The organism is Streptomyces sp. NPDC001135 (assembly GCF_053598395.1).
In genome coordinates this window covers 334799-360114 of sequence record NZ_JBSFKD010000003.1, presented here as the reverse complement: position 1 = coordinate 360114, position 25316 = coordinate 334799, and the positions used below count along the sequence as shown (strand labels likewise).

At 71.6% G+C, this 25316-nt stretch carries 21 protein-coding genes; 13 read left to right on the top strand and 8 right to left on the bottom strand.

Annotated features, from left to right (window positions below; translation table 11 throughout):
* The first annotated feature begins 384 nt into the window (after positions 1-384).
* The 5 genes from ACWC94_RS06920 (at position 385) to metG (ending at position 8110) form a co-directional block, all read left to right on the top strand.
* A complete protein-coding gene (locus ACWC94_RS06920; RefSeq protein ID WP_450795322.1) occupies positions 385-1347 on the top strand; it encodes a hypothetical protein in 963 nt (320 codons plus the stop codon).
* Between the two features lie 130 nt (positions 1348-1477).
* The gene (locus ACWC94_RS06915) at positions 1478-2434 is read left to right on the top strand and encodes an endonuclease/exonuclease/phosphatase family protein (protein ID WP_450795321.1); all 957 of its coding nucleotides are present in this window, start codon (positions 1478-1480) and stop codon (positions 2432-2434) included.
* Between the two features lie 37 nt (positions 2435-2471).
* Positions 2472-4415: an FUSC family protein gene (locus tag ACWC94_RS06910; RefSeq protein WP_450795320.1), complete on the top strand. Its 1944-nt coding sequence runs from the start codon at positions 2472-2474 to the stop codon at positions 4413-4415.
* Between the two features lie 71 nt (positions 4416-4486).
* Positions 4487-6253: a VWA domain-containing protein gene (locus tag ACWC94_RS06905; RefSeq protein WP_450795319.1), complete on the top strand. Its 1767-nt coding sequence runs from the start codon at positions 4487-4489 to the stop codon at positions 6251-6253.
* A 132-nt stretch (positions 6254-6385) separates the two neighbouring features.
* A complete protein-coding gene (gene metG / locus ACWC94_RS06900; protein WP_450795318.1) occupies positions 6386-8110 on the top strand; it encodes a methionine--tRNA ligase in 1725 nt (574 codons plus the stop codon).
* 74 nt (positions 8111-8184) lie between these two features.
* Here the strand turns inward: metG and ACWC94_RS06895 are convergent, their stop codons facing one another.
* Both ACWC94_RS06895 and ACWC94_RS06890 read right to left on the bottom strand, forming a co-directional pair.
* Positions 8185-9546, bottom strand: coding sequence for an FG-GAP and VCBS repeat-containing protein (locus ACWC94_RS06895; RefSeq protein WP_450795317.1), 1362 nt, complete (start codon positions 9544-9546; stop codon positions 8185-8187).
* Positions 9547-9776: 230 nt separating this feature from the next.
* On the bottom strand, positions 9777-10124 hold the full coding sequence (locus ACWC94_RS06890; RefSeq protein ID WP_450795316.1) for a DoxX family protein: 348 nt from the start codon (positions 10122-10124) through the stop codon (positions 9777-9779).
* 95 nt (positions 10125-10219) lie between these two features.
* On the opposite strand from ACWC94_RS06890, the gene ACWC94_RS06885 reads away from it, so the two are divergent.
* Positions 10220-10909: a nucleotidyl transferase AbiEii/AbiGii toxin family protein gene (locus ACWC94_RS06885; protein ID WP_450795315.1), complete on the top strand. Its 690-nt coding sequence runs from the start codon at positions 10220-10222 to the stop codon at positions 10907-10909.
* Between the two features lie 209 nt (positions 10910-11118).
* Here ACWC94_RS06885 and aspS read toward each other — a convergent pair whose 3' ends face one another.
* Positions 11119-12882 carry an aspartate--tRNA ligase gene (aspS, locus tag ACWC94_RS06880; protein ID WP_450795314.1) on the bottom strand — a complete coding sequence of 588 codons (1764 nt, stop codon included), beginning with the start codon at positions 12880-12882 and terminating at the stop codon, positions 11119-11121.
* A 233-nt stretch (positions 12883-13115) separates the two neighbouring features.
* On the opposite strand from aspS, the gene ACWC94_RS06875 reads away from it, so the two are divergent.
* On the top strand, positions 13116-15290 hold the full coding sequence (locus ACWC94_RS06875; RefSeq protein ID WP_450795313.1) for a SpoIIE family protein phosphatase: 2175 nt from the start codon (positions 13116-13118) through the stop codon (positions 15288-15290).
* On the opposite strand, the gene ACWC94_RS06870 is transcribed toward ACWC94_RS06875, so the two are convergent.
* The 4 genes from ACWC94_RS06870 to ACWC94_RS06855 form a co-directional block, all read right to left on the bottom strand.
* Positions 15203-16315 carry an AI-2E family transporter gene (locus ACWC94_RS06870; protein ID WP_450795312.1) on the bottom strand — a complete coding sequence of 371 codons (1113 nt, stop codon included), beginning with the start codon at positions 16313-16315 and terminating at the stop codon, positions 15203-15205. The genes ACWC94_RS06875 and ACWC94_RS06870 overlap by 88 nt on opposite strands.
* Positions 16316-16556: 241 nt before the next feature.
* A complete protein-coding gene (locus tag ACWC94_RS06865; RefSeq protein WP_450795311.1) occupies positions 16557-16904 on the bottom strand; it encodes a hypothetical protein in 348 nt (115 codons plus the stop codon).
* 290 nt (positions 16905-17194) lie between these two features.
* Positions 17195-18166: a pirin family protein gene (locus ACWC94_RS06860; protein WP_450795310.1), complete on the bottom strand. Its 972-nt coding sequence runs from the start codon at positions 18164-18166 to the stop codon at positions 17195-17197.
* Positions 18167-18276: 110 nt separating this feature from the next.
* On the bottom strand, positions 18277-18741 hold the full coding sequence (locus tag ACWC94_RS06855; RefSeq protein ID WP_031172737.1) for an SseB family protein: 465 nt from the start codon (positions 18739-18741) through the stop codon (positions 18277-18279).
* 122 nt (positions 18742-18863) lie between these two features.
* Here ACWC94_RS06855 and ACWC94_RS06850 point away from each other — a divergent pair, with 122 nt between their 5' ends.
* From ACWC94_RS06850 to ACWC94_RS06835, 4 genes are all read left to right on the top strand, one after another.
* A complete protein-coding gene (locus tag ACWC94_RS06850) occupies positions 18864-19622 on the top strand; it encodes an alpha/beta fold hydrolase (protein WP_450795309.1) in 759 nt (252 codons plus the stop codon).
* A gap of 132 nt (positions 19623-19754) precedes the next feature.
* Positions 19755-21581 (top strand): acyl-CoA dehydrogenase, encoded by a 1827-nt coding sequence (locus ACWC94_RS06845; RefSeq protein WP_450795351.1) that lies wholly within the window; start codon positions 19755-19757, stop codon positions 21579-21581.
* Positions 21582-21720: 139 nt separating this feature from the next.
* Positions 21721-23019: a M18 family aminopeptidase gene (locus ACWC94_RS06840; protein ID WP_450795308.1), complete on the top strand. Its 1299-nt coding sequence runs from the start codon at positions 21721-21723 to the stop codon at positions 23017-23019.
* 66 nt (positions 23020-23085) lie between these two features.
* Positions 23086-23340 carry a DUF6458 family protein gene (locus ACWC94_RS06835; RefSeq protein WP_450795307.1) on the top strand — a complete coding sequence of 85 codons (255 nt, stop codon included), beginning with the start codon at positions 23086-23088 and terminating at the stop codon, positions 23338-23340.
* A 30-nt stretch (positions 23341-23370) separates the two neighbouring features.
* Here the strand turns inward: ACWC94_RS06835 and ACWC94_RS06830 are convergent, their stop codons facing one another.
* Positions 23371-23757, bottom strand: a complete 387-nt coding sequence (locus tag ACWC94_RS06830) for a cupin domain-containing protein (RefSeq protein ID WP_450795306.1) — start codon at positions 23755-23757, stop codon at positions 23371-23373.
* A gap of 52 nt (positions 23758-23809) precedes the next feature.
* Here ACWC94_RS06830 and ACWC94_RS06825 point away from each other — a divergent pair, with 52 nt between their 5' ends.
* Both ACWC94_RS06825 and ACWC94_RS06820 read left to right on the top strand, forming a co-directional pair.
* A complete protein-coding gene (locus ACWC94_RS06825) occupies positions 23810-24778 on the top strand; it encodes a GlxA family transcriptional regulator (RefSeq protein ID WP_450795305.1) in 969 nt (322 codons plus the stop codon).
* Positions 24779-24810: 32 nt separating this feature from the next.
* Entirely contained in the window at positions 24811-25305 is a 495-nt protein-coding gene (locus tag ACWC94_RS06820) for an LURP-one-related/scramblase family protein (protein WP_450795304.1), read from the top strand.
* The last annotated feature ends 11 nt before the right edge of the window (positions 25306-25316 follow it).

Genomic DNA, 25316 nt, shown 5'->3' with positions numbered 1-25316 from the left:
CGCGGTGGCGCCGAGCCGGGCGAAACGCGGCACGTCGTCCGGGTGCACGACCTGCTGGTGCGCGAGGTGCGGCCGGGCCCCTGTTCCCCTCTTCCCTCACCCCCCGTCACGCTCCGGCTCCACGAGCCGGAGACCCGGAGGTCCACAAGGAGCGAAACCACGCCGCGTCAGCCGCAGTTACGGGGGCTCCGCAGGGGCGGTGCGCGTCGATCGCCTCCTTCTCCCCCCACCAGGAAACACCCGTTCAGGTGAACCCTCCACCGGAGAGCGCGGTCGCCGGTGCCGCCAAGGGGTGCGGCCCGCAGGACACCCGTTCGGCCCGGCCGTCGCCCGAACGCACGCGCCCCGCTCGCGACCGCGTTCCGCGGGCCGTTGTCTGGAAGCGTGCCCCCACGTCTCAGGAGCGCCCTGTCGGCCGTACTGCTCGCCCTGTCCTGCCTCCTCGTGCCGTTCGGCGCGCTGGCGGCCTGGGCGGCGTACGGGCTCGCCGACACGGGCCGGTACGTCACCACGATGGCGCCGCTCGCCACCGACCCGGACGTGCGGGAGGCCGTCGCGGACACGGTCGGTGACGACATCCTGCGCGCGGTGGACCAGCACCTGGACGTCCGGCCGGTACGCGGCTCCGTCCGCCCGTTCGTGCACGACGCGGTGCGCTCCTTCACCCAGACCGAGGCCTTCCAGCTGGCCTGGGACACCGGTAACCGGGTCACCCACGACGCGGTGCTGCGCGCCCTGCGCGACGACGGTGACGGCGGCCCGGCCGGGGGTGCGGTCACCGTCGACCTCGCCCCCGTGACCGACCAGGTGAAGCGTCGGCTGACCCGGGACCATGTGCCGCTCGCCGCACGCATCCCGGTGGAACACACCACGGTCCCGGTGCTCCCGGCTGAACGACTGGCCTTTCTCCGGAAGGGGTTCCACGTGCTCGAAGTCGCCGGTTTCTGGCTCCCGGTGGCCGCGCTCGCCTTCGCCGCCACCGGTATCGCCCTGGCGGTCCGCCGCCGCCGCGCCGTCGCCGCGACCGCGCTGGGCACGGCCCTGGGCGGCGGACTGCTCGCCCTGGCCCTGGCCGTGGGCCGCGGCCTCACCCTCGCCGACCTGCCCGACGGCGTGTCCCACCCGGCGGTCGGCGCGGTCTACGACGCGCTCACCGGCACCCTGCGCACGGTCTCCTGGCTCCTGCTCGGCCTGGGCCTCGCAGTCGCCCTCACCACCTGGCTGACCCGCCGTGTGCGCCGGGCCGGCCCGGCGGGACCCCGACCCGCACCGGCCCCACCCCCACCGGCGTCGGCATCGGCGTCGGCGTCGGCGTCGGCACCGCCGGTATCCACAACCTGTAGATGACGCCGGCGGTTCACCCGGAACCCTCCGGTGTCCACGCCGCTATCCACAACCTGTAGACGGCACCGCCCAGTTGCCCGCGGCCCTCGGGAAGTTCCTGGCGCGGGCGGACGGTCCGCCGTAGGCTCGGCCCGTGGACCGACGCCCCGGACGCAGGCTCGGCGTCTGGTGTGCCGGACTGCTGCTGGCCGCGGTGGGTGTGGTGGCCGGCTGCCGGGCCGCCGACACCGACGGCGTCACCCCCGTACCCCAGCTGCTCGCCTTCCTGCCCTGGCTGCTCGTGCCGACCTGCCTCGCCCTGCTGTGCGCGCTGCTGGCCCGCTGGTGGCCGGGCCTGGTGTGCGGGGTCGCCGTACTCGGCCTGCTCGCCTGGTACCAGGAGCCGTACGGCAAGGACACCGAGCCCGGCGGTCCGCCGCTCGCCACCCTGCGCGTGCTGACCTCCAACGTGGAGTTCGGACGCGGCACCCCCGCCCTGGTCCCACGGATCCGCGGCCTGCGTCCGGACGTCGTCTTCGTCGAGGAGTGCGAGTACACCTGCCAGTCCACCCTGGAAGGCGACTTCGGGACCGACTACCCGTACCGGCGGGCGGTCCGCGCGGCCGGCTCCCACGGCTCCCTCGTCCTCAGCCGCTTCCCGCTGCGGCCCACCGCGGGCGTGCGCGGCACGATGGGCATGCCCGGCGCCGTCGCCGACGTGCGCGGGCACGCCGTACGCCTCCAACTCGCCCACCCCATGCCCCCGCTGCCACGCCAGGTCGGCCTGTGGCGGCGCGAACTCGGCCGGCTCCGCGCCTTCGCGGCCGCCGGCACCCGCACGCCCACCGTCCTCGCCGGCGACTTCAACGCCACCCAGGACCACGCGGCCTTCCGCCGCATCCTCGACACGGGTATGACCGACGCCGCCCGCCTCGCCGGACACGACCGCGCCGCCAGCTGGCCCGCGCGCACCGCCTCCGTCTTCGGCGCCCAGATCGACCATGTCCTGCTCTCCCCGGACTTCACCACGACCGGCGCCCGCTTCCTGCGCGTGGCCGGCACCGACCACCGCGCCCTCGTCGTGGATCTCACCCTCCACCAGCGCGGATGACTCCGGGAGAGGGCGGCGGACCGGTGATAATGGCGACATGTCGCGCGAGTTCCCCATCGGCCTGACCCCTCCCGACTGGCTGGTCCGGAACCTCCGCCCCCAGCAGGCTCCCCTCAACAAGGCCGCCATGGCCCGCGCCGCCGTGGCCATGGCCCTCCCCCTCGCCATCGGCCTGGCCGCCGGATACCCGGCGTACGGCGCCCTCGCCTCCATGGGCGCCCTGTCCGGTGTCATCGGCGACACCGCCGACGCCTACCGGATGCGCATCCTCAACATCGCCGTCCCGCAGCTCTTCGGCGCGGTCGGCGTGACGCTGGGCACGCTGGCGTACGGCCACGGCTGGTACGCGGTCGCGGCCGTCACCGGCATCGCGCTGCTGTCCGGCATGATCTCGACGATCGGCGCGGTGGCCTCGGTCTCCGGCCTGCTGCTGCTCCTGAACTGCGTGGTCGGAGCGGGCCTGCCCCTGCCCCGCCCGTGGTGGCTGGCCCCGGCCCTGATGACCGGCGGCGGCCTGCTGGTCCTCCTCCTGGCCCTGCTGGCCTGGCCGTTGCGCTCCGGCGTCCCCGAACGCGCGGCGGTGGCGGCCGCCTACCGCACGGCCGCCACGCTCCTCACCGTGGCCGGCACGGACCGCACCGAGGAGTACGACGACGCCCGCCGCGCCGTCACCCAGTCCCTCAACCAGTGCTACGACCTGATCCTGGCCCGACGCGCCCGCCAGCACGGCCGCAGCAGCGAACTCACCCGTCTGCTGGCCCAGTTGAACGCCATCACACCCGTGGTGGAGGCGGCCCCCGCGGCCCACCTGGCCGGCCGGCCCCTGCCGTCCCGGATCCCCGAGGCGCTCCAGCACCTGGCGCAGGCCGTCGAAACCGGCTACACGGGCCCGATAGCCCTCGACCTGCCGGCACCGGTGTCGGAGACCGCCCGCGCGGTGGACCACGCCCTGCGTCACACGGCGGAGGTCGTCACGGCCCCCGACGTCGACCCCCGGGGCATCGACGACCGCCTGGGCCGCCCGGCAGCGCTCGGCATCCGCACGGCGCGAGCGGCCCGCAACGTCGTCCTGTCCGCCAACTCCTGGCGTTACGGCCTGCGCCTCGCGGTCTGCATCGGCATCGCCCAGGCCCTGGTGTCGTTGATCCCCGTACCCCGCTCCTACTGGGTGGCCCTGACGATCACCTTCGTCCTCAAGCCCGACTTCGGCTCGGTCTTCTCCCGCGCCCTGCTGCGCGCCCTCGGCACGGTGGCGGGCCTGGTGATCGCGGCGGTGGTCCTGGCGGAGGTCCCGCTGGGCTGGTGGGACGTCCCGGCGATGCTGCTCCTGGCCCCGCTGATCCCGGCACTGACCCCGCGCGGCTACGGCTACCAGACGATGGCGATCACGCCGGTGATCCTCCTCCTGTCGGACATCCTGAACCACCAGGGCACGGCGCTGCTCCTGCCCCGCCTGACGGACTCGCTGCTGGGCTGCGGCATCGCCCTGACCGCCGGCTACCTGCTCTGGCCGGAGAGCTGGCGCACCCGGGTCGGCGACCGCCTGGCCGACGCGGTGGCGGACACGGCGACGTATCTGGAGGCGGCCTTCGCCCCGGCCGACGACCCCTCCGCCAGGGCCCGCATGCGCCGCCGCCTCTACCGCGACCTGTCGATGATCCGTACGGAGTTCCAGCGGGCCCTGACCGAACCACCGCCGACCGGCCGCCGCGCCGCCGCGTGGTGGCCGCTGGTCGTGGCGGTGGAACGTATCGTCGACGCGACCACGGCGGCCCGCGTCCGCGTCGGGCACGGGGCGCCGCCTCCCTCACCGGCCGAGATCGCCCAGATCTCCCTGCAGCTCAGGGAGCTGTCCGAGGGCGTACGGGACGCGGAAACCCTGACACCGGTCCGCACGGATCTCACCGGGCCGGCGGACAGTGTCCTGGAACCCCTCCGGCAGGAGGTCGCGGCGGCCCGGTCACTCGCTTCCCCCCGCTGACCGCTTCGCTAACCTTACGTGTCCGTCCTGGCCAGGGATCGACGGGCATCACCTCATGAAGGGTTGCGCACATGGGCATTCTCACTCTCCTGCGGAACGCATTCGGCCGCTCACGCAAGGCACGCGCCGCCGAGGCAGAGGGTGCGGACCGCCTGCCGGCCCAACAGCCCGCACCGACCGCACAGACCCCCGAGCCCCACGAGCCGACGCCCACCGTCCCGGAGCCCCGCCGCTCGACCCCCGACGAACACGACCTGGTGTCAGCGGCCTTCGACAACATCCAGGCACCCCACCCCTCGGACCCGACAGCCCCCAAGCCCGAACCCCGGACCAAGCCGGCCACCACCCCGCAGCCCGAGGAGAAGGCAGAAGCCGAGCCCCCGGCGAACGAGACGGCGCAGGCCGCGGCCCCAGCCGAGGAGAAGGCCGCCGAGGAGACGGCACAGGCCGAGACCCCGGCCGAGACGGCGGCGGAAGCCGAGACCCCGACCGACGAGACGGCACAGGCCGAGACCCCGACTGAGGAGAAGCCGGAGGCCGAGGCACCGGCTGAGGAGACCGCATCCGAGGCCAGCACCGGCCCGGAACACGAGCCGAAGGCCGTGGAGGCGGCGGAAGCCGAGACCCCGCCCGAGGAGACGGCGCAGGCCGAGACCCCGGCCGACGAGACCGCATCCGAGGCCAGCACCGGCCCGGAACACGAGCCGAAGGCCGTGAAGGCGGCGGAAGCCGAGACCCCGCCCGAGGAGACGGCGCAGGCCGGGTCCCTGGCCGAGGAGACGGCGGAAGCCGAGGCACCGGCTGAGGAGAAGGCCGAGGAGAAGGCGGAGGCCGAGGCGCCGGTCCAAGAGGCGGCCGCCGCGAACGGCGTCGAGCCCGACGCCGGGGAGGCGGTCGGGACCGCGACGCCGGTCGAGGAGCCGACCGCGGGGGAGGCCGAGGAGACTCGGGCGGAGGCGGAGGCGGAGGCGGAGTCCGCGGAGGCGAGCGGACCGCAGGCCGCCGACGGCGAGGACGCCCCACAGGGGCCACCCGCACCCGACGACGAGACCCGCACGGGTGGTGCGGGTGGGAACGACGCGGACGCCGAAGGCGAAGCCGAGGCGAAGGTCATCCACACCGCCGAAGCGCCGCAGGCGGACGCGCCGCAGGCCGACGCGCCGAAGAAGACCCCCGCCACCCCCCTCACCAAGGTCAAGTCCCGCACCCCCTCCCTCGCCACCGCCTACAAGGCCGCCACCGCCACCCTCAAGAAGACCGACCTCACCGGCACCCGAGCGAAGCTCTACCTCGTCCTGGACCGCTCCGCGAGCATGCGCCCGTACTACAAGGACGGCTCCGCCCAGGCCCTCGCCGACCAGACCCTCGCCCTCGCCGCCCACCTGGACCCCGAGGCAACGGTCCACGTCGTCTTCTTCTCCACGGAGGTCGACGGCACCACCGACCTCACCCTCGACCCGGACCACGAGACCAAGATCGACGACGTCCACGCCGGCCTGGGCCGCATGGGCCGTACCAGCTACCACGCCGCCGTGGAAGCCGTACTGGCCCACTACGACAAGCACCACGAGAGCGGCACCCCCGCCCTCGTCGTCTTCCAGACCGACGGCGCCCCGGACGCGAAGACCCCCGCGACCGAGGCCCTCACCGCGGCCGCGCAGACCCACCCCGCCGTCTTCTTCTCCTTCGTCGCCTTCGGAGACCACGACAACAGGGCCTTCGACTACGCCCGCAAGCTGAAGACCGGCACCACGTCCTTCTTCCACGCGGGCCCCACCCCCCGCGAGCTGACGGACACGGAACTGTACGAGGGCGTACTCGCCGCCTGGCGCCCGTAACGGACGGTCACCGCCGACAACCCCTCGGGCCGCCCCTTCCCACCCTGCAAAACGGGAAGCGGGCGGCCCACCCCTGTCGGCTACGATTTCAAGGTTCGAAACCGCAGAAAACGCGACCTGGGAGCAGCCACGATGGCTCGACACCTCATCACCAGCGCCCTTCCGTACATCAACGGGATCAAGCACCTGGGCAACATGGTGGGGTCCATGCTCCCGGCCGACGTGTACGCGCGGTACCTCCGCCAGCGCGGCCACGACGTCCTGTACATCTGCGCGACCGACGAGCACGGCACCCCGGCCGAGCTGGCCGCCAAGGAGCAGGGCCTGCCGGTCGACGAGTTCTGCGCCCAGGCGCACGACGCGCAGAAGGCCGTCTACGACGGCTTCGCGCTCGCGTTCGACTACTTCGGCCGCAGCTCCAGCCCCGAGAACCGCGAGATCACCCAGCACTTCGCCCGCAAGCTGCACGAGAACGGCTTCATCGAGGAGCGGGCCATCCGTCAGGTGTACAGCCCCACGGACGGCCGCTTCCTCCCCGACCGCTACGTCGAGGGCACCTGCCCGCACTGCGGCTACGACAAGGCCCGCGGCGACCAGTGCGAGAACTGCACCCGGGTGCTCGACCCGACGGACCTGATCGACCCCCGCTCGGCGATCTCGGGCAGCACGGATCTCGAGGTGAGGGAGACCAAGCACCTCTTCCTGCTCCAGTCGAAGCTGGAGAACGAGGTCCGCGAGTGGGTCGCCCGGCACGACAAGGACTGGCCGCAGCTGGCCTCCTCCATCGCCCACAAGTGGCTGACCGAGGGCCTGCACGACCGCGCGATCACCCGTGACCTGGACTGGGGCGTCCCGGTCCCGGCCGACACCTGGCCGGAGCTGGCGGCCGAGGGCAAGGTCTTCTACGTCTGGTTCGACGCCCCGATCGAGTACATCGGCGCGACGAAGGAGTGGGCCGACCAGGACCCGGAGAACCGCGACTGGAAGTCGTGGTGGTACGAGGCGGACGCCGGCGACAACCCCGTCCGGTACACCGAGTTCATGGCCAAGGACAACGTCCCCTTCCACACGGTGATGTTCCCGGCCACGGAGCTCGGCATCCGCGAGCCCTGGAAGATGGTCGACTACGTCAAGGCCTTCAACTGGCTGACGTACTACGGCGGGAAGTTCTCCACCAGCCAGAAGCGCGGTGTCTTCACCGACCAGGCGCTGGACATCCTCCCGGCCGACTACTGGCGGTACTTCCTCATCGCCAACGCGCCCGAATCGGACGACTCGTCCTTCACCTGGGAGCACTTCACCGCCACGGTCAACAAGGACCTCGCCGACACCCTCGGCAACTTCGTCAACCGTGTGCTGTCCTTCTCGAAGAAGCGCTTCGGCGACGAGGTCCCGGCCGGCGGCGAGGCGGGCGAGGCGGAGGCCCGGCTCGGCGAGGAGATCGCCCGGCTGCTCGCCGAGTACGAGGAGCACATGGAGGCGCTGCAGTTCCGCAAGGCGGCCTCCGCCCTGCGCGCCCTGTGGTCGGCCGGCAACTCCTACCTGGAGGAGAAGGCCCCCTGGCTGCAGATCAAGACCGACAAGGACGCCGCGGCCCTCACGCTGCGTACGGCGATGAACCTGATCCACCTGTACGCGGTGGTGTCGGAGCCGCTGATCCCGGCCACGTCCGCCGCCATGCGCCAGGCCTTCTCCCTCCCCGACGACAGCGCGGCCTGGGTCACCGCGGCCGAGGCGAAGTCCCTCACCGCCGTCCCGGCCGGCACGCCCTTCACGGTCCCGCCGGTGCTGTTCGCCAAGCTGACGGACGAGGACCTGGCGGCGTACAAGGAGCGCTTCGGCGGCGAGGGCGCCTGAGCCCCGGACGGACAACACGGGCAAGGCCCCGGCGCACGGTGCGCCGGGGCCTTGCCCTTGCCGCTACCGTCCGCTCACTTGGCCACGGTCCGCGCGAAGTACTGCTGCTCGGGCGTGAGCCCGAACGTCCGGGGGCCGACGGAGACGGAGCCGCTGGTGGTCAGGCCGGAGCTGCCCGACTTGAAGTACCAGAGGTTGCCTTCGTAGGTGTTCTCGGAGTCCGTGCCGACGACGAGTTCGCTGCGGCCGTCGCCGTTCATGTCGGCGAGGGAGACCTGCTGCCCCCACCTGTCGTACGCCTCGTCGACACCCGCCACACCGGCGGTGTTCTGGTGCCAGGACACCGCGCCGGTGGCGGTCAGGCCCTTGGCGGAGCCGCGCAGCACGGTCACCGCACCCGTGGTGCTGACTCCCGAGATGCTCTCCTGCTCCACACCGATCGCCACATCGGCGTAGCCGTCGCCGTTGACGTCCCCGGTGTCGACGTTGAAGCCGAACCGGTCGTACTTCTCGCCGGCTCCGGGCACGCCCGTGGTGTCCTGGCTGATGCGCACCGCGGGGCGGGTGGTGCTGATCCCGTCGGCGCTGCCGTACCGGACGACGATGGAGCCGCCCACGACGCCCGCCGGCTGGTAGCCCTCCAGCCCGGCACCGAGAACCACGTCCCCGTATCCGTCGCCGTCGACGTCGGCGATGGAGCCGGAGTTGACCTTGGTGGAGAAGACCTTGGCGGGGCCGAAGCCGCTGTTGGAGCCGAGCACCAGGCTGGCGTCGGCGGAGTCGCTGGCGTTCCTGCCCACGGACAGCAGATCGGCCACATGGTCACCGTTCACGTCCCCGGCGACCAGGCGGCCGGGGTAGATCTTGTTGTCGACGGGGCTGGTCGAGGCGTTCGCGCCGTCCCGGGTGAAGGGTCCCCGGAGCAGCTCGGTGTGCCAATAGGAGTCGCCGACGACCAGGTCGTCCTTGCCGTCGCCGTCGAAGTCGGCCGCGACGATCGGGCTCGAGAAGGTCGCCTTGAGCGCGAGCTGTGTGGGGGAGGACAGGCCGGTGGGGCCGCCCCAGTCGACCGTCACGGCCGAGGTCGTGTGGTCGACGGACACGAGGTCGTCGTAGCCGTCGCCGTCCAGGTCGCCCGTGGTCATCGTGAGGCCGAAGCCCCAGGGCTGGTTCGGGCCGGTGCAGTGGCCGACGGTCTGGTGCCGGGAGGCGGTGAGACCGGTCGCCGTGCCGTACATCACCACGACGCAGCCGTGCGCGGACACGGCCAGGTCGCCGTACCCGTCCTTGTTGAAGTCCGCCGTCTTCCCCGCGGCGGAGGCCGTCGTGGCCGTGGAGCCGGCCGCGCCGGCGGGCCCGCCGGCGCCGAGCACCACACTGCCCGCCGAGACGAGCGTGGCGGTGGCGAGCGCCGCGACTGTACGAACTCTGCGCATGTACACGTCCGTTCCCCTGCTGTTCCTCTTGATCACATCGCTGCGTCAAGGAGACTCCCCAGAGACCCGCACGGTTGTACGACCCTTGGAGTGCGCCCCGTTGTAGGCGGCGACCAGGTCGGTGACCAGAGGGAGCTGCCACGGAGGAGTCCTCAGGGGTGTGCTGACCTGCTTACGACTCCTCAGTGGCCGCCGCTGGCGGGGACGTTGCCGCGCGGGGCGGATTGTCTTCAGGCGGCGCGCCCGAGGACGAGCGCGCCGACGACGGGGGCCGCGTAGACGAGGGGGAACGGGATGTGGGAGTACCAGCGGGCGTGGGCGACGGTGACGGCGGCTCCGAGGAAGTAGAGCACCAGCCCGATCCCGGCCGCCACGCCGATCACCGGCACGAACAGCCCGGCCACCAGCCCGACGGCCCCGGCGGTCTTGGCCACGCCGAGCGGGGTCCACCAGCGCTGCGGCACCGCGTAGTCGGTGAGCGCCCGCACGATCCACTGGGCCCGCAGCAGCAGCACCGCACCGGAGAAACCGGCCATCAGCGCGGCGAGCAGGGTGACGACGATCTGGGCGGTACGCATGAGAGGCTCCCATCGAGCATCGAGCGGTCGAAGAACTCCGGACACCTCTTTGAACCCCCAGCCCGCACCCGTGTGACAGGAACCCGGAAAAAATCTTGAACGTCCCCGAACCCCACCACCGCCTCCTCGCCGACGTCGTCACCGCGGGCGGTGCGTACGGGCTGGTGCTCGCCGGTGGATACGCCCTGCAGGCGCACGGTCTGGTGCGGCGTCCGCACGGCAATCTCGACTTCGCCACGGAGAGTTCCGAGGGCATGGACCGGATCGCCGCCGCCGTCGGCGCCACCCTGGAGGCCCGCGGCCGGCAGGTGCGGGCGGGTGCCGTCGCCACGCTCACCGCCCAGCTGACGGTCACCGACCCGCCGACCGGCGAACCCTGCGCCCTCGCCCTGCACAAGGAGGCCTTCTGGCAGCCGCCGGAGCTGACCGAGTACGGCCCCGCCCTCTCCCTGGAGGACGCCGTGGGTACGAAGATCCGGGCACTGTACGACCGGGGCGCGGCGGTCGACCTGATCGACGCGCGGGCCGCCGCGGCCCGGTTCTCCCTGCCCGACCTGGAGGAACTGGGCCGCAGACACGCCCACGACCCGTTCGACCTGCCGACTCTGCAGTCCCGGCTGACGGGCACGGACTTCTACTCCGACCTGGACTTCCTCCGCCAGGGCCTGGACGAAGCCGAGATCCCCGCCCTGCGCGCCTGGGCCCAGCAGTGGTCCGACGACATCGCCGAACGACTGCTGGAGGACGGGACGTTCCCGGACAGCGAGGAGGATCAGGGGGACTGAGCCGTGTCAGCTACCTCGTGCGTCTCGTCCGGGGCCACACCCAGCGTCAGACGGGACCGCACTCCGCGCGCGATGTGCTTCCGGCCCCGGTACCAGCCGGGGAACACCGTCCGGAAGGTGACGTACCCGCGCTTGTCCGCCCGGAGACGGCTGTGCGCGCCGGCCGTCAAGAGCGAGTCAGGACAGATCGGCGCGCACGGCGGTGCTTGCTACTTCGGCTGCGGCTTCCTGATGCTCAGGTGCAGCTCGCGCAGGCGGGCCTCCTCGAGCTCGGTCGGGGCGCCCATCATCAGGTCCTGGGCGTTGCCGTTGAGCGGGAAGGCGATCGTCTCGCGGATGTTGGGCTCGTCCGCGAGGAGCATGACGATGCGGTCCACGCCGGGGGCGATGCCGCCGTGCGGCGGGGCGCCGAAGCGGAAGGCGCGGAGCATGCCCGCGAACTTCTCCTCGACGGTCTCACGGTCGTAGCCCGCGATCTCGAAGGCCTTGAGCATGATCTCCGGCTCGTGGTTCCGGATGGCACCGGAGGACAGCTCCACACCGTTGCAGACGATGTCGTACTGCCAGCCCAGGATGTCCAGCGGGTCCTGGGTCTCCAGGGCCTCCAGGCCGCCCTGCGGCATGGAGAAGGGGTTGTGCGAGAAGTCGATCGCGCCGGTCTCCTCGTCCTTCTCGTACATCGGGAAGTCGACGATCCAGCAGAAGCGGAAGACGCCCTCCTCGAAGTGGCCCGCGCGCTTGGCCGCCTCGACCCGCACGCCGCCCATGATCTTCGAGACCTCGTCGTACTCACCCGCGCCGAAGAAGACCGCGTGGCCGGGGGCCAGGGAGAGACGCTTGGTCAGCTCGGCGACGTTCTCCTCGGTGAGGAACTTCGCGATCGGGCCGGAGAGGGAACCGTCCTCGGCGACGCGGACCCAGGCCAGGCCCTTCGCGCCCAGGGAGACCGCGAACTCACCGAGCTGGTCGAAGAACTTGCGCGGCTGGTCCTGGACCGCGGGCACCGGCAGCGCACGCACGTGCTTGCCGGCGAACGCCTTGAACTCCGAGCCCTCGAAGACGTCGGTGATGTCCACCAGCTCCAGCTTGGCGCGCAGGTCCGGCTTGTCGGAGCCGTACTTCAGCATCGCCTCGCGGAACGGGATCCGCGGGAAGGGGGAGGTGACGTGCCGGCCGCCGCCGAACTCCTCGAACAGCTCGGTCATGAGCTTCTCGATCGGCTGGAAGACGTCCTCCTGCTCGACGAAGCTCATCTCGACGTCGAGCTGGTAGAACTCGCCGGGCGAGCGGTCGGCGCGGGCGTCCTCGTCGCGGAAGCAGGGCGCGATCTGGAAGTAGCGGTCGAAGCCGGAGATCATCAGCAGCTGCTTGAACTGCTGGGGGGCCTGCGGCAGCGCGTAGAACTTGCCGGGGTTGAGGCGCGAGGGGACCACGAAGTCACGCGCGCCCTCGGGGGAGGTGGCGGACAGGATCGGCGTCGCCATCTCGTTGAAGCCCATCGCGACCATCTTGTGCCGGATCGCCGAGATGACCTGCGTACGCAGCATGATGTTGCGGTGCATGCGCTCGCGGCGCAGGTCCAGGAAGCGGTACTCCAGGCGCCGCTCCTCGTTGACCCCGTCCTCGGCGTTGATCGTGAACGGCAGCGGGGCGGCGGCGCCGAGCAGCTCGACCTCGGCCACCTCGACCTCGATCTCGCCCGTCGGCAGATCGGGGTTCACGTTCTCGGTTCCACGTGAAACAACGCGGCCGTCGATGCGGACCGTGGACTCCTTGGAGATCTTGTCCAGGGCCTCGTACGCGGGCGTGCCGGGGCGGGCGACCAGCTGCGTGATGCCGTAGTGGTCGCGCAGATCGATGAAGAGGATGCCGCCCAGGTCGCGCCGATTGTGCAGCCAGCCACTGAGCCGGACGTCGGTGCCGACGTCAGAGGCGCGGAGCTGGCCGCAGGTGTGGGACCTGTACCGGTGCATCGTCGTTCATCGTCCTTCGTGTGTGAGGTCTGCGGGGCGTGTTCTCCCCCGCGAGAACGGGCACGGGGCCCGGACCCATCAAGGGTACCGGGCACCCCAAGATCGGCTCCCCACCATTACCGCGGCCCACCGCACACCGGTCCTGGCCTTCGGCGGCACCTCCAAAGTGATACTCATCCCATCAGACATACATACAGTGGCACCTATCAATCACAGCTCAATAAAGTGGGGCAATGCTCACAGGCGAGCCTCTCCCGTCCGTCGGAGATGTCCTCGCCGCCCTCGCGACCGGCCTGTGGCGCTGGGACACGGCCGCCGGACTGGTCACCATGGACGCGGAGGCGGCGCGACTGCTCGGGCTGCCCGCAGAGGCGACCACGCTCACCGAGGCCCAGACCCGGGCCCGGCTGCACCCCGAGGACTGGAACGAGATCACCGGGGTGGTCCCGCTGGCGGTCGACGAGGGCACGCTCGCCGAGGTGCGCATCCGGATCATGGACGAGCGGGGGAAGGTCCTGCGGGTCGCCCGCAGCCGCTCGAAGCCCTCCTTCGATCCGGTGCGGCAGGCGTACGAGCTGATCGGCACGCTTCAGGAGGTCACCGAGCCGACCCCGGGCACGGCGGCGGCCCGCAGCGCGGTCACCGGTGACTGGCGGCGCTCACGGGAGGCGTTCCTGCTGGACGCGGGCCGGGCGCTGGCGCAGGCCCGGTCCACCGCGGAGGTGCTGCGGGTGGCCGGCGGCCTGTCGATGCCGGGCTTCTCGCCGGACGGCCTCGTGGTGTTCGGGGCGGAGGGCGACCGGCTGACGATCATCGGTCAGCACGGGCACGAGCCGGGCGACCTGGGGCCCTTCTCGCACATGCCGCTGACCACCGGCTATCCCGCCGCCCAGGTCGTGCGCACCGGCCGCGCGGTGTACCTGTCCTCGCCCGAGGAGTACAAGGAGCGCTACCCGTCGACCTGGCCGCTCGCCCAGCCCTTCGGCCGCCGTTCCTGGGCCTTCCTGCCGCTGACGGTGGCCGGGCGCACGATGGGCGCCTGGTTGGCGGCCTTCACCTACCCCGTGGCGTTCACCCCCGACGAGCGCGCGGTGCTGACCACGGTGGCCCGGATGCTCGCCCAGGCGCTGTCCCGGGCCGGCGCCGCCGAGTCGGAGCGGGAGCTGACGGAGGGCCTGCAGCGCTCCATGCTGCCCTCGCTCGGCCCGGAGATCCCCGGGATGCAGGTGGCCGCCCGGTACATCCCGACCGGCGGCGGACTCCAGGTCGGCGGCGACTGGTACGACCTGATCCCGCTGCCCTCCGGCCGGACCGCGCTGGTCATGGGGGACGTCCAGGGCCATGACGTACGGGCCGCGGGTCTCATGGGCCAGCTGCGCATCGCCCTGCGCGCCTACGCCTCCGAGGGCCACCGCCCGGACGCCGTCCTCTCCCGGGCGTCCCGGTTCCTGCACGGCATCACGCACGACGACGACCAGTTGGCCGACCTCCGCTTCGCGACCTGCGTGTACGTGGAGGCCGACCCGGCGACCGGGATGCTGGAGATGGCTCGTGCCGGGCACCCGCACCCGGCGATCCGGATGGCCGACGGCACGGTGATGATGCGGCCGACGGCGGGCGGACTGCCGCTGGGCATCGACCCGGACGCGGACTACCCGACGACCCGGTTCACCCTGGGACCCGGCGAGACGCTGATGCTCTGCACCGACGGTCTGATCGAGACCGGCGGCCACGACATGGAGAGCGGCTGGCGCCGGCTGCGCGCGATCCTGGAGGATCACCGGGGGGCTGACGGACCCGGGCTGGAATCGCTGGCCGACGCGCTGGTGCAGGGCGTGCACGGGCCGTCCTCGCACCACACCACCGGCCCCCTGACCGACCGCCGCGAGGACGACATCGCGCTGGTGCTGCTGAGCCGCCCGCTTCAGGACACGGCACGGCCCGCGGTCCGGCGCACGCTGCTGTCGGTGGCGCAGGACGAGCCGGACCGGATCGCCGAGGCCCGCCGGCACCTGCGCGAGCTGCTGCACGACTGGGCCGGCGCGGACCAGGTCGACTCGGCGGTGCTGCTGGTCTCGGAGATGGTCACCAACGTCCTCGTTCACACCGACGCCGATGCGCTGCTGCTCGCCGAGGTGACCGGCGAGGCGGCGGCGCGGCGGCTGCGGGTGCAGGTCACCGACGCGGGCGACGACCTGCCGCACAAGCGCCGGCCCGGTGAGCTCGCCTCCTCCGGCCGCGGCCTGATGCTGATCGAACTCCTCGCGGACGCCTGGGGGGTGAACCCCCGGGGCGAGGGCAAGAGCATCTGGTTCGAGCTCTACGAGTCGGCCGAGCTGTCGGACGAGGTGCCGGACGAGGTGCCGGGGGACGTCTCGGCGGACGACGCGTCGGAGGGTGTCGCGTAACGCGCCCGCAGCTCCTGTACGACCCCGAAGGCGGCCGCGGTCACCGGGACCGCGAGCAGCATCCCGAGGATCCCCGCGACGGACGCCCCGGCGGTGATCGTGAGCATCACCACGGCCGGATGCATCTGCACGGTCCGGCTCTGGATGACCGGCTGCAGCACATGCCCCTCCAGCACCTGCACCGCCAGGACGACACCGAGCGCCCACAGCGCGATGACGAACCCGCGGTCGGCGAGGGCGACCAGGACGGCGACCGCGCCGGAGACGAAGGCACCGAGGTAGGGGATGTAGGCGCCGACGAAGACCAGTGCGCCCAGCCCGATCGCACCGGGCACCTGGAGGATCAGCAGGCCGACGGTGATGCACAGGGCGTCGATGAACGCGATGACGGTCGTCCCCCGCATGAAGCCCTCCACGGCCTCGAAGGCGCGCCGGGCGATGGCCTCCAGGGTGTCGGCGGTGCCGGCGGTGCCGCCGGGCACGAGGGAGCGGAGGACGACGACGGCCCGGTGGGAGTCGCGCAGGAAGAAGAAGACCAGCAGCAGGGCGAGCACGGCCATCGCGATGCTCTCGCCGACGACGCTGACCCCGCTGATGACGTTGGACGCGGCCGTGGCGCCGAACCTGCTCAGCAGCGTGCGCGCGTTGACGGCGAGGTCGTCGAGGCCGGTGCCGGCGGCTCCGAAGTGCCGCGAGACGCCCTTGGCGGCGTCCCGGAGCGAGGCGGTGATCTGGTCACCGGTGTCGATGAGCGCGGCGACGACGATGTACACGGCACCGCCGACGACGGCCACCACGGCGACACAGGTGAGCCCGGCCGCCAGCGACGCCTGCACCCCGGCCCGCACGAGCTGCCGGTACAGCGGGCCGAGCAGCGCGGTCCCGAGCAGGGCCAGCAGCACCGGCGTGACGGCCGTACGGAACTCCCCGCACAGCCGCACCCCCACCCAGCCGACCCCGGCGACGAGCAGCAGCACGGCACACCAGGCGGCGAGGCGGCGCACGGGGTCGGGCAACAGCGACACGCCTCCAGCGGATCACGGCCGACGGCGGGTGTCCCGCCGCACGGGTCCGGGCGGGTGAGGCGGCCGGCACCGGTGCCCCACGGACTCGGGTCCCCAGCGCCGGCCACGGGCGTCTCCCCCGGCGACCCCAACGGCGCGCGCCCCGCCGCCGGGGTCGGCCGGCACACGCAACCGCGTGAGCGGCCGCCTCTCTCGGGGCGGCCGCTCACGCGGTGGCTGGCCGGGCGCTGCCGGAGTGTCCTCAGCCGAGGAGGCCACCGAGGAGACCCTGGAGGAGGCAGCCGAGGCCGAGGAGACCGCAGTTGGTGCCGTTGCCGTTCCCGTTCCCGTTCCCGTTCGCGTTCCCGTTGCCGTTGCCGTTGTCGTTGCCGGTACCGGTGCTGGTGTCCGTGCCGGTGTCGCTGCTCGTGGCGGTGCTCGAGTCGCTGCTCGTGCCGGTTCCGGTGCCGTCGTCGGCGAAGACCGTGACCGTCGTGCTCTGCGGGGCGACGCCCGTCTGGGCCTGGGCGGGGGCGGCCAGCGCGACCCCGCCGACGGTGAGGAGGACGCTTGCCGCGGTGCACGCCAGGGCGCTGCGGATGCTGCTCATATGTGACTCCTGAACTGGGGGTGTGTGTGCGTGGTGTCGGCCACCAGGCGCGACCACTCGTGCGCGCTGTGGAACGAGGCGCGCAGTTGCGACGCTAGGGGCCCGCTCGGCGCGACGCCTTCCGGAACTAGTCCATCCGGGTCGGCGCGCCTCCTTGCACCGCGCCCGGGAAGGGCTCTCACCGCGCACACGAAGATCCCTGCCGCGCACCCGGGCACACCCCCGGCCGGCACACCGAAAAGCCCCGTCCGGCACCCGGACGGGGCTTTCCCTCAGCGGGTCGGCGAGGCCTACAGCCCGCCCCCGGTCATGCCGTGCACCGCCGGGACGGTCCCCAGGCGCCCCTTCTGGAAGTCCTCGAAGGCCTGCATCAGCTCTTCCTTGGTGTTCATGACGAACGGGCCGTAGTGGGCCATGGGCTCACGGATCGGCTGTCCGCCGAGGAGGACGACCTCCAGGTCCGGTGTGCGGGAGTCCTGCTTCTCGTCCGCGCGGACGGTCAGCGAGGTACCGGACCCGAACACCGCGGTCTGCCCGGAGTGGACCGGCCGGCGGTTCGTACCGACGCTGCCGCGGCCCGCGAGGACGTAGGCCAGGCCGTTGAACTCCTCCCGCCAGGGCAGGGTGATCTCCGCACCCGGCGCGAGCGTCGCGTGGATCATCGTGATCGGGGTGTGCGTGATACCGGGGCCGGCGTGGCCGTCCAGCTCACCGGCGATGACCCGCAGCAGCGCGCCGCCGTCGGGGGAGGTGAGCAGCTGGACGTTGCCGCCGCGGATGTCCTGGTAGCGCGGCGCCATCATCTTGTCCTTGGCGGGGAGGTTCACCCACAGCTGCAGGCCGTGGAAGAGGCCGCCGGACATGACCAGGGACTCCGGCGGCGCCTCGATGTGCAGCAGGCCCGAACCGGCCGTCATCCACTGGGTGTCGCCGTTGGTGATGGTGCCGCCACCGCCCTGGGAGTCCTGGTGGTCGAAGATCCCGTCGATGATGTACGTGACGGTCTCGAAGCCGCGGTGCGGGTGCCACGGGGTGCCCTTGGGCTCGCCCGGCGCGTACTCCACCTCCCCCATCTGGTCCATCATGATGAACGGGTCGAGGTGGCGGTAGTTGATCCCGGCGAACGCCCGGCGCACCGGGAATCCCTCGCCCTCGAAGCCGCTCGGGGCGGTCGTGACGGCCAGCACCGGACGCGCCACCGCATCGGCGGGTGCGGTCACGCGGGGCAGCGTCAACGGGTTCTCGACGGTCACTGCAGGCATGGTCGGTACCTCCTTGTGCGCCCACATTAGTTGAGCATTGAACTTCCTGCCACCCACAACAGAGAGAGCCCGGAGGGAATTCCCTCCGGGCTCTCGGCGAGGAGCTTCGGCTAGCCGTACATCCGGCGCATCGCGAAGTCGACCATCTGCTCGACCGCCTTCGCGTCGAACACCATCCGGTGCTCGCCCTCCATGTCCAGGACGAAGCCGTAGCCGGTGGGGAGCAGGTCGATCACCTCGGCACCGGTGATCACGAAGTACTTGGACTCCTTGCCCGCGTACCGGCGCAGCTCCTTGAGCGAGGTGAACATCGGGATCACCGGCTGCTGGGTGTTGTGCAGGGCGAGGAAGCCGGGGGTGTCGCCGCGCGGGCAGTACACCTTCGACGTGGCGAAGATCTGCTGGAAGTCCTCGGCGGACATCTGCCCGGTGGTGAAGGCGCGCACCGCGTCCGCGAGGGAGGGCGGGGACGGCTCTGGATACAGCGGCGGCTGCTGCCCGTAGCCGCCGGCCATCGGCTGCTGGGGTGCGGCGTACTGCTGCTGAGCACCGACGTTCTGGTCGTAGCCGTACATGGGCGCAAGCGTACCGAGCGGGAGCGGCGCGGTGACCCCCGGGACAATTTATGTAGCGGTCACTAGATAAACTTGCTACGGTTTTTATATCGACCGCTACAGATAGAGACCCGGGAGTACCCATGTCCGACGCCGGCCCGCGTCCCACCCTGCTCCTCGCCCACGGCGCAGGCGGCTCCCTCGCCGCCAACTACGGCCCGGTGATGGCCGGGCTGACGGCCCGGTACCGGGTGATCGGCGCCGACTACCCGGGCTCGGGCGGCACCCCGCGCGCGAGCCGGCCACTGGAACTGGACGAGCTGGCCGACCAGCTGGCGGCCGTCGCCGACGCGGAGGGAGTCGAGCGGTACACCGTCTCGGGGTTCTCGCTGGGCGGGGCGGTGGCGGTACGGCTGGCCGTGCGGCACCCGGAGCGGGTCACGGCGCTCGTCCTCACCGCCCCCTTCGCCCGCGCGGACGCGCAGGTCCGGCTGACCGCGCGCGTGTGGCGGTCGCTCATAGAGGCCGGCGACCCGGACACGCTCGGACGGTTCCTGCTCGCCCACAGCCTGAGCCCGGCCGCACTGGAGGCGATGGGCCCGCGGGAGCTGGAGAGCGCGGTGAAGGAGACGGGCGCGGGCGTCCCGCCGGGCACTCCGGAGCACGTGGAGCTGGCGGAGCGGCTCGACGTGACCGCGGACCTGGCCCGGATCACGGTGCCCACACTGGTCGTCTCGCCCGCCGACGACCCGCTCGTCGCACCCCGGCTGCACCGGGAGGTGGCGGCGGGGATCCCGGGAGCCCGGCTGATGCGGATACCGGGCGGTCACCTGCCTTTCGCCGAACATCCGGACCAGTGGGCGACGCTGCTCACGACCCCCTTCCCGGACAGGAAGGAGTAGACCCTTCTCACACTTGCGCCGACAGGGGTTGCTTCTTATTACCGGCGGGTAGCATCATCGGAGCTACTTGTTGGTACGTGAACTAGGTGCGAGGAGTCAGTGCCTCGCCGATCCCTCTACGGAGCCGTCGCCATGGGGCACTACAAGTCGAATCTCCGCGACATCGAGTTCAACCTCTTCGAAGTACTGGGGCGCGACAAGGTGTACGGCACCGGCCCGTTCGAGGAGATGGACGTCGACACCGCCAAGAGCATCCTGGAGGAGATGACCCGCCTCTCGGAGAACGAGCTGGCCGAGTCCTTCGCCGACGCCGACCGCAACCCGCCGGTCTTCGACCCGGAGACCAACACCGCGCCGGTCCCGGCGTCCTTCAAGAAGAGCTACAAGGCCTTCATGGACTCCGAGTACTGGCGGCTCGGCCTCCCCGAGGAGATCGGCGGCACCACCGCCCCGCGCTCCCTGATCTGGGCCTACGCCGAGCTGATCCTGGGCGCCAACCCGGCCGTGTGGATGTACTCCTCGGGCCCCGCGTTCGCCGGCATCCTCTTCGAGGAGGGCAACGAGGTCCAGAAGCACATCGCCAAGATCGCGGTCGAGAAGCAGTGGGGCTCCACCATGGTGCTCACCGAGCCCGACGCGGGCTCCGACGTGGGCGCCGGCCGCACCAAGGCGATCCAGCAGGAGGACGGCTCCTGGCACATCGAGGGCGTGAAGCGCTTCATCACCTCCGGTGAGCACGACATGGAGGAGAACATCCTCCACTACGTCCTCGCCCGTCCCGAGGGTGCCGGCGCCGGCACCAAGGGCCTGTCCCTCTTCCTCGTCCCGAAGTACCTCTTCGACTTCGAGACCGGCGAGCTGGGCGAGCGCAACGGCGTCTACGCCACCAACGTCGAGCACAAGATGGGCCTGAAGGCCTCCAACACGTGCGAGATGACCTTCGGCGACCAGCACCCCGCCAAGGGCTGGCTCATCGGTGACAAGCACGACGGCATCCGCCAGATGTTCCGCATCATCGAGTTCGCCCGCATGATGGTCGGCACGAAGGCGATCTCCACGCTGTCCACCGGCTACCTGAACGCCCTGGAGTACGCCAAGGAGCGCGTCCAGGGTCCCGACCTGGCGAACTTCATGGACAAGACCGCGCCGAAGGTCACCATCACCCACCACCCGGACGTGCGCCGCTCGCTGATGACGCAGAAGGCGTACGCGGAGGGCATGCGCGCGCTCGTCCTCTACACCGCCTCCGTCCAGGACGCGATCCAGGTCAAGGAGGCCGCCGGCGAGGACGCCTCCGCCGAGCACGCGCTGAACGACCTGCTGCTGCCGATCGTCAAGGGCTACGGCTCCGAGAAGGGCTACGAGCAGCTCGCCCAGTCGCTGCAGACCTTCGGCGGCTCCGGCTTCCTGCAGGAGTACCCGATCGAGCAGTACATCCGGGACTCCAAGATCGACACCCTGTACGAGGGCACCACCGCGATCCAGGGCCAGGACTTCTTCTTCCGGAAGATCGTCCGCAACCAGGGCGCCGCGCTGAACTCCCTCGCCGAGGACATCAAGAAGTTCCTGGCCCTCGGCACCGGCGGCGAGGAGCTGTCCGGCGCCCGTGAGCACCTGGCCAAGGCGGCCGTGGAGCTGGAGGCGATCGTCGGCCTGATGCTGACCGACCTCGCCGCCACCGAGCAGGACACCAAGAACATCTACAAGGTGGGCCTGAACACCACCCGCCTGCTGATGGCCTCCGGTGACGTCGTCGTCGGCTACCTGCTGCTGAAGGGCGCCGCGATAGCCGCCGAGAAGCTGACCACGGCCTCCGCCAAGGACCAGGCGTTCTACACCGGCAAGATCGCCGCGGCGAAGTTCTTCGCGGCGAACGTCCTGCCGGGCGTCACGCTGGCCCGCAAGGTCGCCTCGGGTGTCGAGCTGGACCTGATGGAGCTGGACGAGGCCGCGTTCTAGCAGACGTCCCCACCGGACGTCCCCACGGACACGTCACGGATACACCGCGGCAGACCCCTGCGGCTACGTCCCTGTAGATACTGTGCGGGCCCGCTCTCTTTCCGGGAGCGGGCCCGTGCACGTCGTTAAGGTGAATCCCATGAGCGCAGCAGCCCGCTTCGACCGCGGCCACACCGACGACCTGATGTCCTTCCTGGCGGCCGGCCCGTCGCCGTACCACGCGGTGGCCAATGCCGCCGAACGGCTGGAGAAGGCGGGCTTCAGGCAGGTCGCGGAGACGGACGCCTGGGACGCGTCGAGCGGGGGCAAGTACGTGCTGCGCGGCGGTGCGATCGTCGCCTGGTACGTCCCCGAGGGGGCCGAGGCGCACACGCCGTTCCACATCGTCGGCGCGCACACCGACTCCCCGAACCTCAGGATCAAGCCGCGCCCGGACAGCGGGGCGCACGGCTGGCGTCAGGTCGCCGTCGAGATCTACGGCGGACCGCTGATGAACTCCTGGCTCGACCGCGACCTGGGCCTGGCCGGCCGGCTCAGCCTGCGCGACGGCTCCACGGTGCTGGTCAACGTGGACCGTCCGCTGCTGCGGGTGCCGCAGCTCGCCATCCACCTGGACCGTTCGGTCAGCACCGAGGGTCTCAAGCTCGACAAGCAGCGCCATCTCCAGCCGATCTGGGGCCTCGGCGACGATGTCCGCGACGGCGATCTGATCGCCTTCCTGGAGCAGGAGGCGGGGCTCGCGGCCGGCTCGGTCACCGGCTGGGACCTGATGACCCACCCGGTGGAGGCCCCGGCCTACCTCGGCCGGGACCGGGAGCTGGTCGCCGGACCGCGCATGGACAACCTGCTGTCGGTGCACGCGGGCACAGCCGCGCTGGCCGCCGTCGCGACCTCCGGCACCCCGCTCACCCGCATCCCCGTGCTGGCCGCCTTCGACCACGAGGAGAACGGCTCCCAGTCGGACACCGGCGCGGACGGCCCGCTGCTCGGAACCGTGCTGGAACGCTCGGTCTTCGCGCGCGGCGGCTCGTACGAGGACCGGGCCCGCGCCTTCGCCGGCACGGTGTGCCTGTCCTCCGACACCGGCCACGCCGTCCACCCCAACTACGCGGAACGGCACGACCCGACCCACCACCCGCGGGTCAACGGCGGCCCGATCCTCAAGGTCAACGTCAACAACCGCTACGCCACGGACGGTTCGGGCCGCGCCGTCTTCGCCGCCGCCTGTGAGAAGGCCGGCGTGCCGTTCCAGAGCTTCGTCTCCAACAACTCCATGCCGTGCGGCACCACCATCGGCCCGATCACCGCGGCCCGGCACGGGATCCGGACCGTGGACATCGGCGTCGCGATCCTCTCGATGCACAGCGTGCGCGAACTGTGCGGCGCCGACGACCCGTTCCTGCTGGCGAACGCCCTCGGGGCCTTCCTGGAGGGCTAGCCGGGACGGCCCCGGGTACCCGGACGGCACCGGAGATTCCGGAACCGAAAGGGGAGGCGACTTCTCATGGGGCTCGGAGGATGCATCATCCTCATCGCCGTGGGGGCCATCCTCACGTTCGCGACCGACTGGCACATGCACGGGGTCAACCTCACGGTCGTCGGCCTGATCCTGATGGCCGTGGGGCTGATCGGCGTGGCGACCTTCAGTGGCATCGCACGGCGCCGCCGGGTCGTGATGCCACCGACCCCGGTGGTGGAGGAGGAACCCCGCCATCACCACCACCGCGTCGACGGCTACAGCGACGGTTACGGCGTCTGACGCGGGCGCCTGATCGCAGGACCGCGCCGGTCAGGACAGGGCGTGGCCGGTGGTCGCGTCCACGTGGTCCGGCACCTCCTCGTGCCGGTCGCCGACCGTCGCGGTGCCGCTGGGTTCCACGACGAGGATCGAGGTGGGCACGCGCGCGTACGGCTTGTGCTCGGTCCCGCGCGGGACGGTGAAGACCGAGCCCCTGGGCAGGACGACCGTGCGCTCCCCGGCCGGCTCCCGCAGGCCGATGTGCAGTTCGCCGTCGAGGACCAGGAAGAACTCGTCGGTGTGGTCGTGGACGTGCCAGAGGTGTTCGCCCCGCACCTTCGCCACGCGGACGTCGTAGTCGTTGACGGTGGTGACGATGCGGGGGCTCCACTGCTCGGTGAAGGAGGCGAGGGCCTGGTCGAGGGAGATCGGTTCCATGCGGTCATCGTGCGGGTGGCCGGGGCCGCCGTGCGAGTGCTAGGAATCGCACATGCCGCAAGGATCCTCTCACCGCGTCGTGCTGATGGTCGACGAGAACTCCAACCCCTTCGAGATGAGCTGCGCCATCGAGGTCTTCGGGCTGCGGCGGCCCGAACTGGGGCGGGACCTGTACGACTTCGGGCTGTGCGCCGCCGAGCCCGAGACCCGGATGCGGGACGGTTTCTTCACGCTCACCGGGGTCGCCGGTCTCGAAGCCGCCGAGGACGCCGACACCCTGATCGTGCCGAACCGGCCCGACACCGAGGTCCCGCGCACGGAGCGCGTCCTGGACGTCGTGCGCCGCGCACACGCGCGTGGCGCCCGGCTCGTCGGTTTCTGCTCGGGCGCGTTCACCCTCGCGGAGGCCGGGCTGCTGGACGGGCGCCGGGCGGCCTGCCACTGGATGTGGGCGCAGTCCTTCCGCAGCCGCTTCCCCCGGGTGCGCCTGGAGCCGGACGTGCTCTTCGTGGACGACGGCGACATCCTGACCGCCTCCGGCAGCGCCTCGGCGCTCGACCTGGGCCTGCACCTCGTACGCCGGGACCACGGCGCGGAGATCGCCAACCATGTCTCGCGGCGCCTGGTCTTCGCCGCCCACCGGGACGGCGGTCAGCGGCAGTTCGTGGAGCGTCCGGTGCCCGACGTGCCCGACACCTCGCTCGGCCCGCTGCTGGCCTGGGCGCAGGAACGGCTGGGCGATCCGCTGACGGTGGCGGACCTCGCCGCCCGCGCGGCCGTCAGCCCCGCCACGCTGCACCGCCGCTTCCGCGCCCAGCTGGGCACGACACCGCTGGCCTGGCTCTCCGGGGAGCGGGTGGCGCTGGCCTGCCGGCTGATCGAGCGGGGCGAGGAGCGCCTGGACGTCGTCGCGGCCCGCAGCGGCCTGGGGACGGCGGCCAACCTCCGGGCGCGGCTGCGCCGGGAGACGGGGCTGAGCCCATCGGGCTACCGCAGGCGTTTCGGACCGGCGCAGCCGTGAGGATCAACTCGCGGCGGGGAACGGGTCACGGCATGAGACTCCTCGTACGCGACCGGCTCCTCGGCATCGGTGACGACTACTGGATCGAGGACGAGCACGGCCGGAAGGTGTTCCTCGTCGACGGCAAGGCCATGCGGCTGCGGGACACCTTCGAGCTGAAGGACGCCCAGGGCCGCGTCCTGGTCGACATCCACCAGAAGATGTTCGCGCTGCGCGGCACCATGGTGATCGAGCGGGACGGCGAGGGCCTGGCCACCATCCGGCGCAAACGGCTGTCCCTGTTGCGCAACCACTACCGGGTGTCCCTGGCCGACGGCACCGGGCTGGACGTCAGCGGCAGGATCCTCGACCACGAGTTCGCCGTCGAGTACGACGGCGAACTCCTCGCGGTGATTTCCCGCCGCCGACTGCACCTGCGCGACACCTACGGCGTCGACATCGTGCGCGACGACGCCGATCCGGCGCTGCTCATCGCGGTGGCGGTGTGCGTGATCCACCTGGCGCAGAAGGAAGGGGAGGACGACTGAGCAGCCGGCTG

Excerpts from the sequence above, each read along its gene's own strand:
- ACWC94_RS06825 (WP_450795305.1), top strand. The coding sequence starts at position 23,810 with ATGCCGCAAGGATCCTCTCACCGCGTCGTGCTGATGGTCGACGAGAAC.
- metG (WP_450795318.1), top strand. The coding sequence starts at position 6,386 with ATGGCTCGACACCTCATCACCAGCGCCCTTCCGTACATCAACGGGATC.
- ACWC94_RS06850 (WP_450795309.1), top strand. The coding sequence starts at position 18,864 with ATGTCCGACGCCGGCCCGCGTCCCACCCTGCTCCTCGCCCACGGCGCA.
- ACWC94_RS06820 (WP_450795304.1), top strand. The coding sequence starts at position 24,811 with ATGAGACTCCTCGTACGCGACCGGCTCCTCGGCATCGGTGACGACTAC.
- aspS (WP_450795314.1), bottom strand. The coding sequence starts at position 12,882 with ATGCACCGGTACAGGTCCCACACCTGCGGCCAGCTCCGCGCCTCTGAC.
- ACWC94_RS06830 (WP_450795306.1), bottom strand. The coding sequence starts at position 23,757 with ATGGAACCGATCTCCCTCGACCAGGCCCTCGCCTCCTTCACCGAGCAG.
- ACWC94_RS06875 (WP_450795313.1), top strand. The coding sequence starts at position 13,116 with ATGCTCACAGGCGAGCCTCTCCCGTCCGTCGGAGATGTCCTCGCCGCC.
- ACWC94_RS06865 (WP_450795311.1), bottom strand. The coding sequence starts at position 16,904 with ATGAGCAGCATCCGCAGCGCCCTGGCGTGCACCGCGGCAAGCGTCCTC.
- ACWC94_RS06845 (WP_450795351.1), top strand. The coding sequence starts at position 19,755 with ATGGGGCACTACAAGTCGAATCTCCGCGACATCGAGTTCAACCTCTTC.
- ACWC94_RS06895 (WP_450795317.1), bottom strand. The coding sequence starts at position 9,546 with ATGCGCAGAGTTCGTACAGTCGCGGCGCTCGCCACCGCCACGCTCGTC.
- ACWC94_RS06840 (WP_450795308.1), top strand. The coding sequence starts at position 21,721 with ATGAGCGCAGCAGCCCGCTTCGACCGCGGCCACACCGACGACCTGATG.
- ACWC94_RS06835 (WP_450795307.1), top strand. The coding sequence starts at position 23,086 with ATGGGGCTCGGAGGATGCATCATCCTCATCGCCGTGGGGGCCATCCTC.
- ACWC94_RS06890 (WP_450795316.1), bottom strand. The coding sequence starts at position 10,124 with ATGCGTACCGCCCAGATCGTCGTCACCCTGCTCGCCGCGCTGATGGCC.
- ACWC94_RS06860 (WP_450795310.1), bottom strand. The coding sequence starts at position 18,166 with ATGCCTGCAGTGACCGTCGAGAACCCGTTGACGCTGCCCCGCGTGACC.
- ACWC94_RS06910 (WP_450795320.1), top strand. The coding sequence starts at position 2,472 with ATGTCGCGCGAGTTCCCCATCGGCCTGACCCCTCCCGACTGGCTGGTC.
- ACWC94_RS06905 (WP_450795319.1), top strand. The coding sequence starts at position 4,487 with ATGGGCATTCTCACTCTCCTGCGGAACGCATTCGGCCGCTCACGCAAG.
- ACWC94_RS06855 (WP_031172737.1), bottom strand. The coding sequence starts at position 18,741 with ATGTACGGCTACGACCAGAACGTCGGTGCTCAGCAGCAGTACGCCGCA.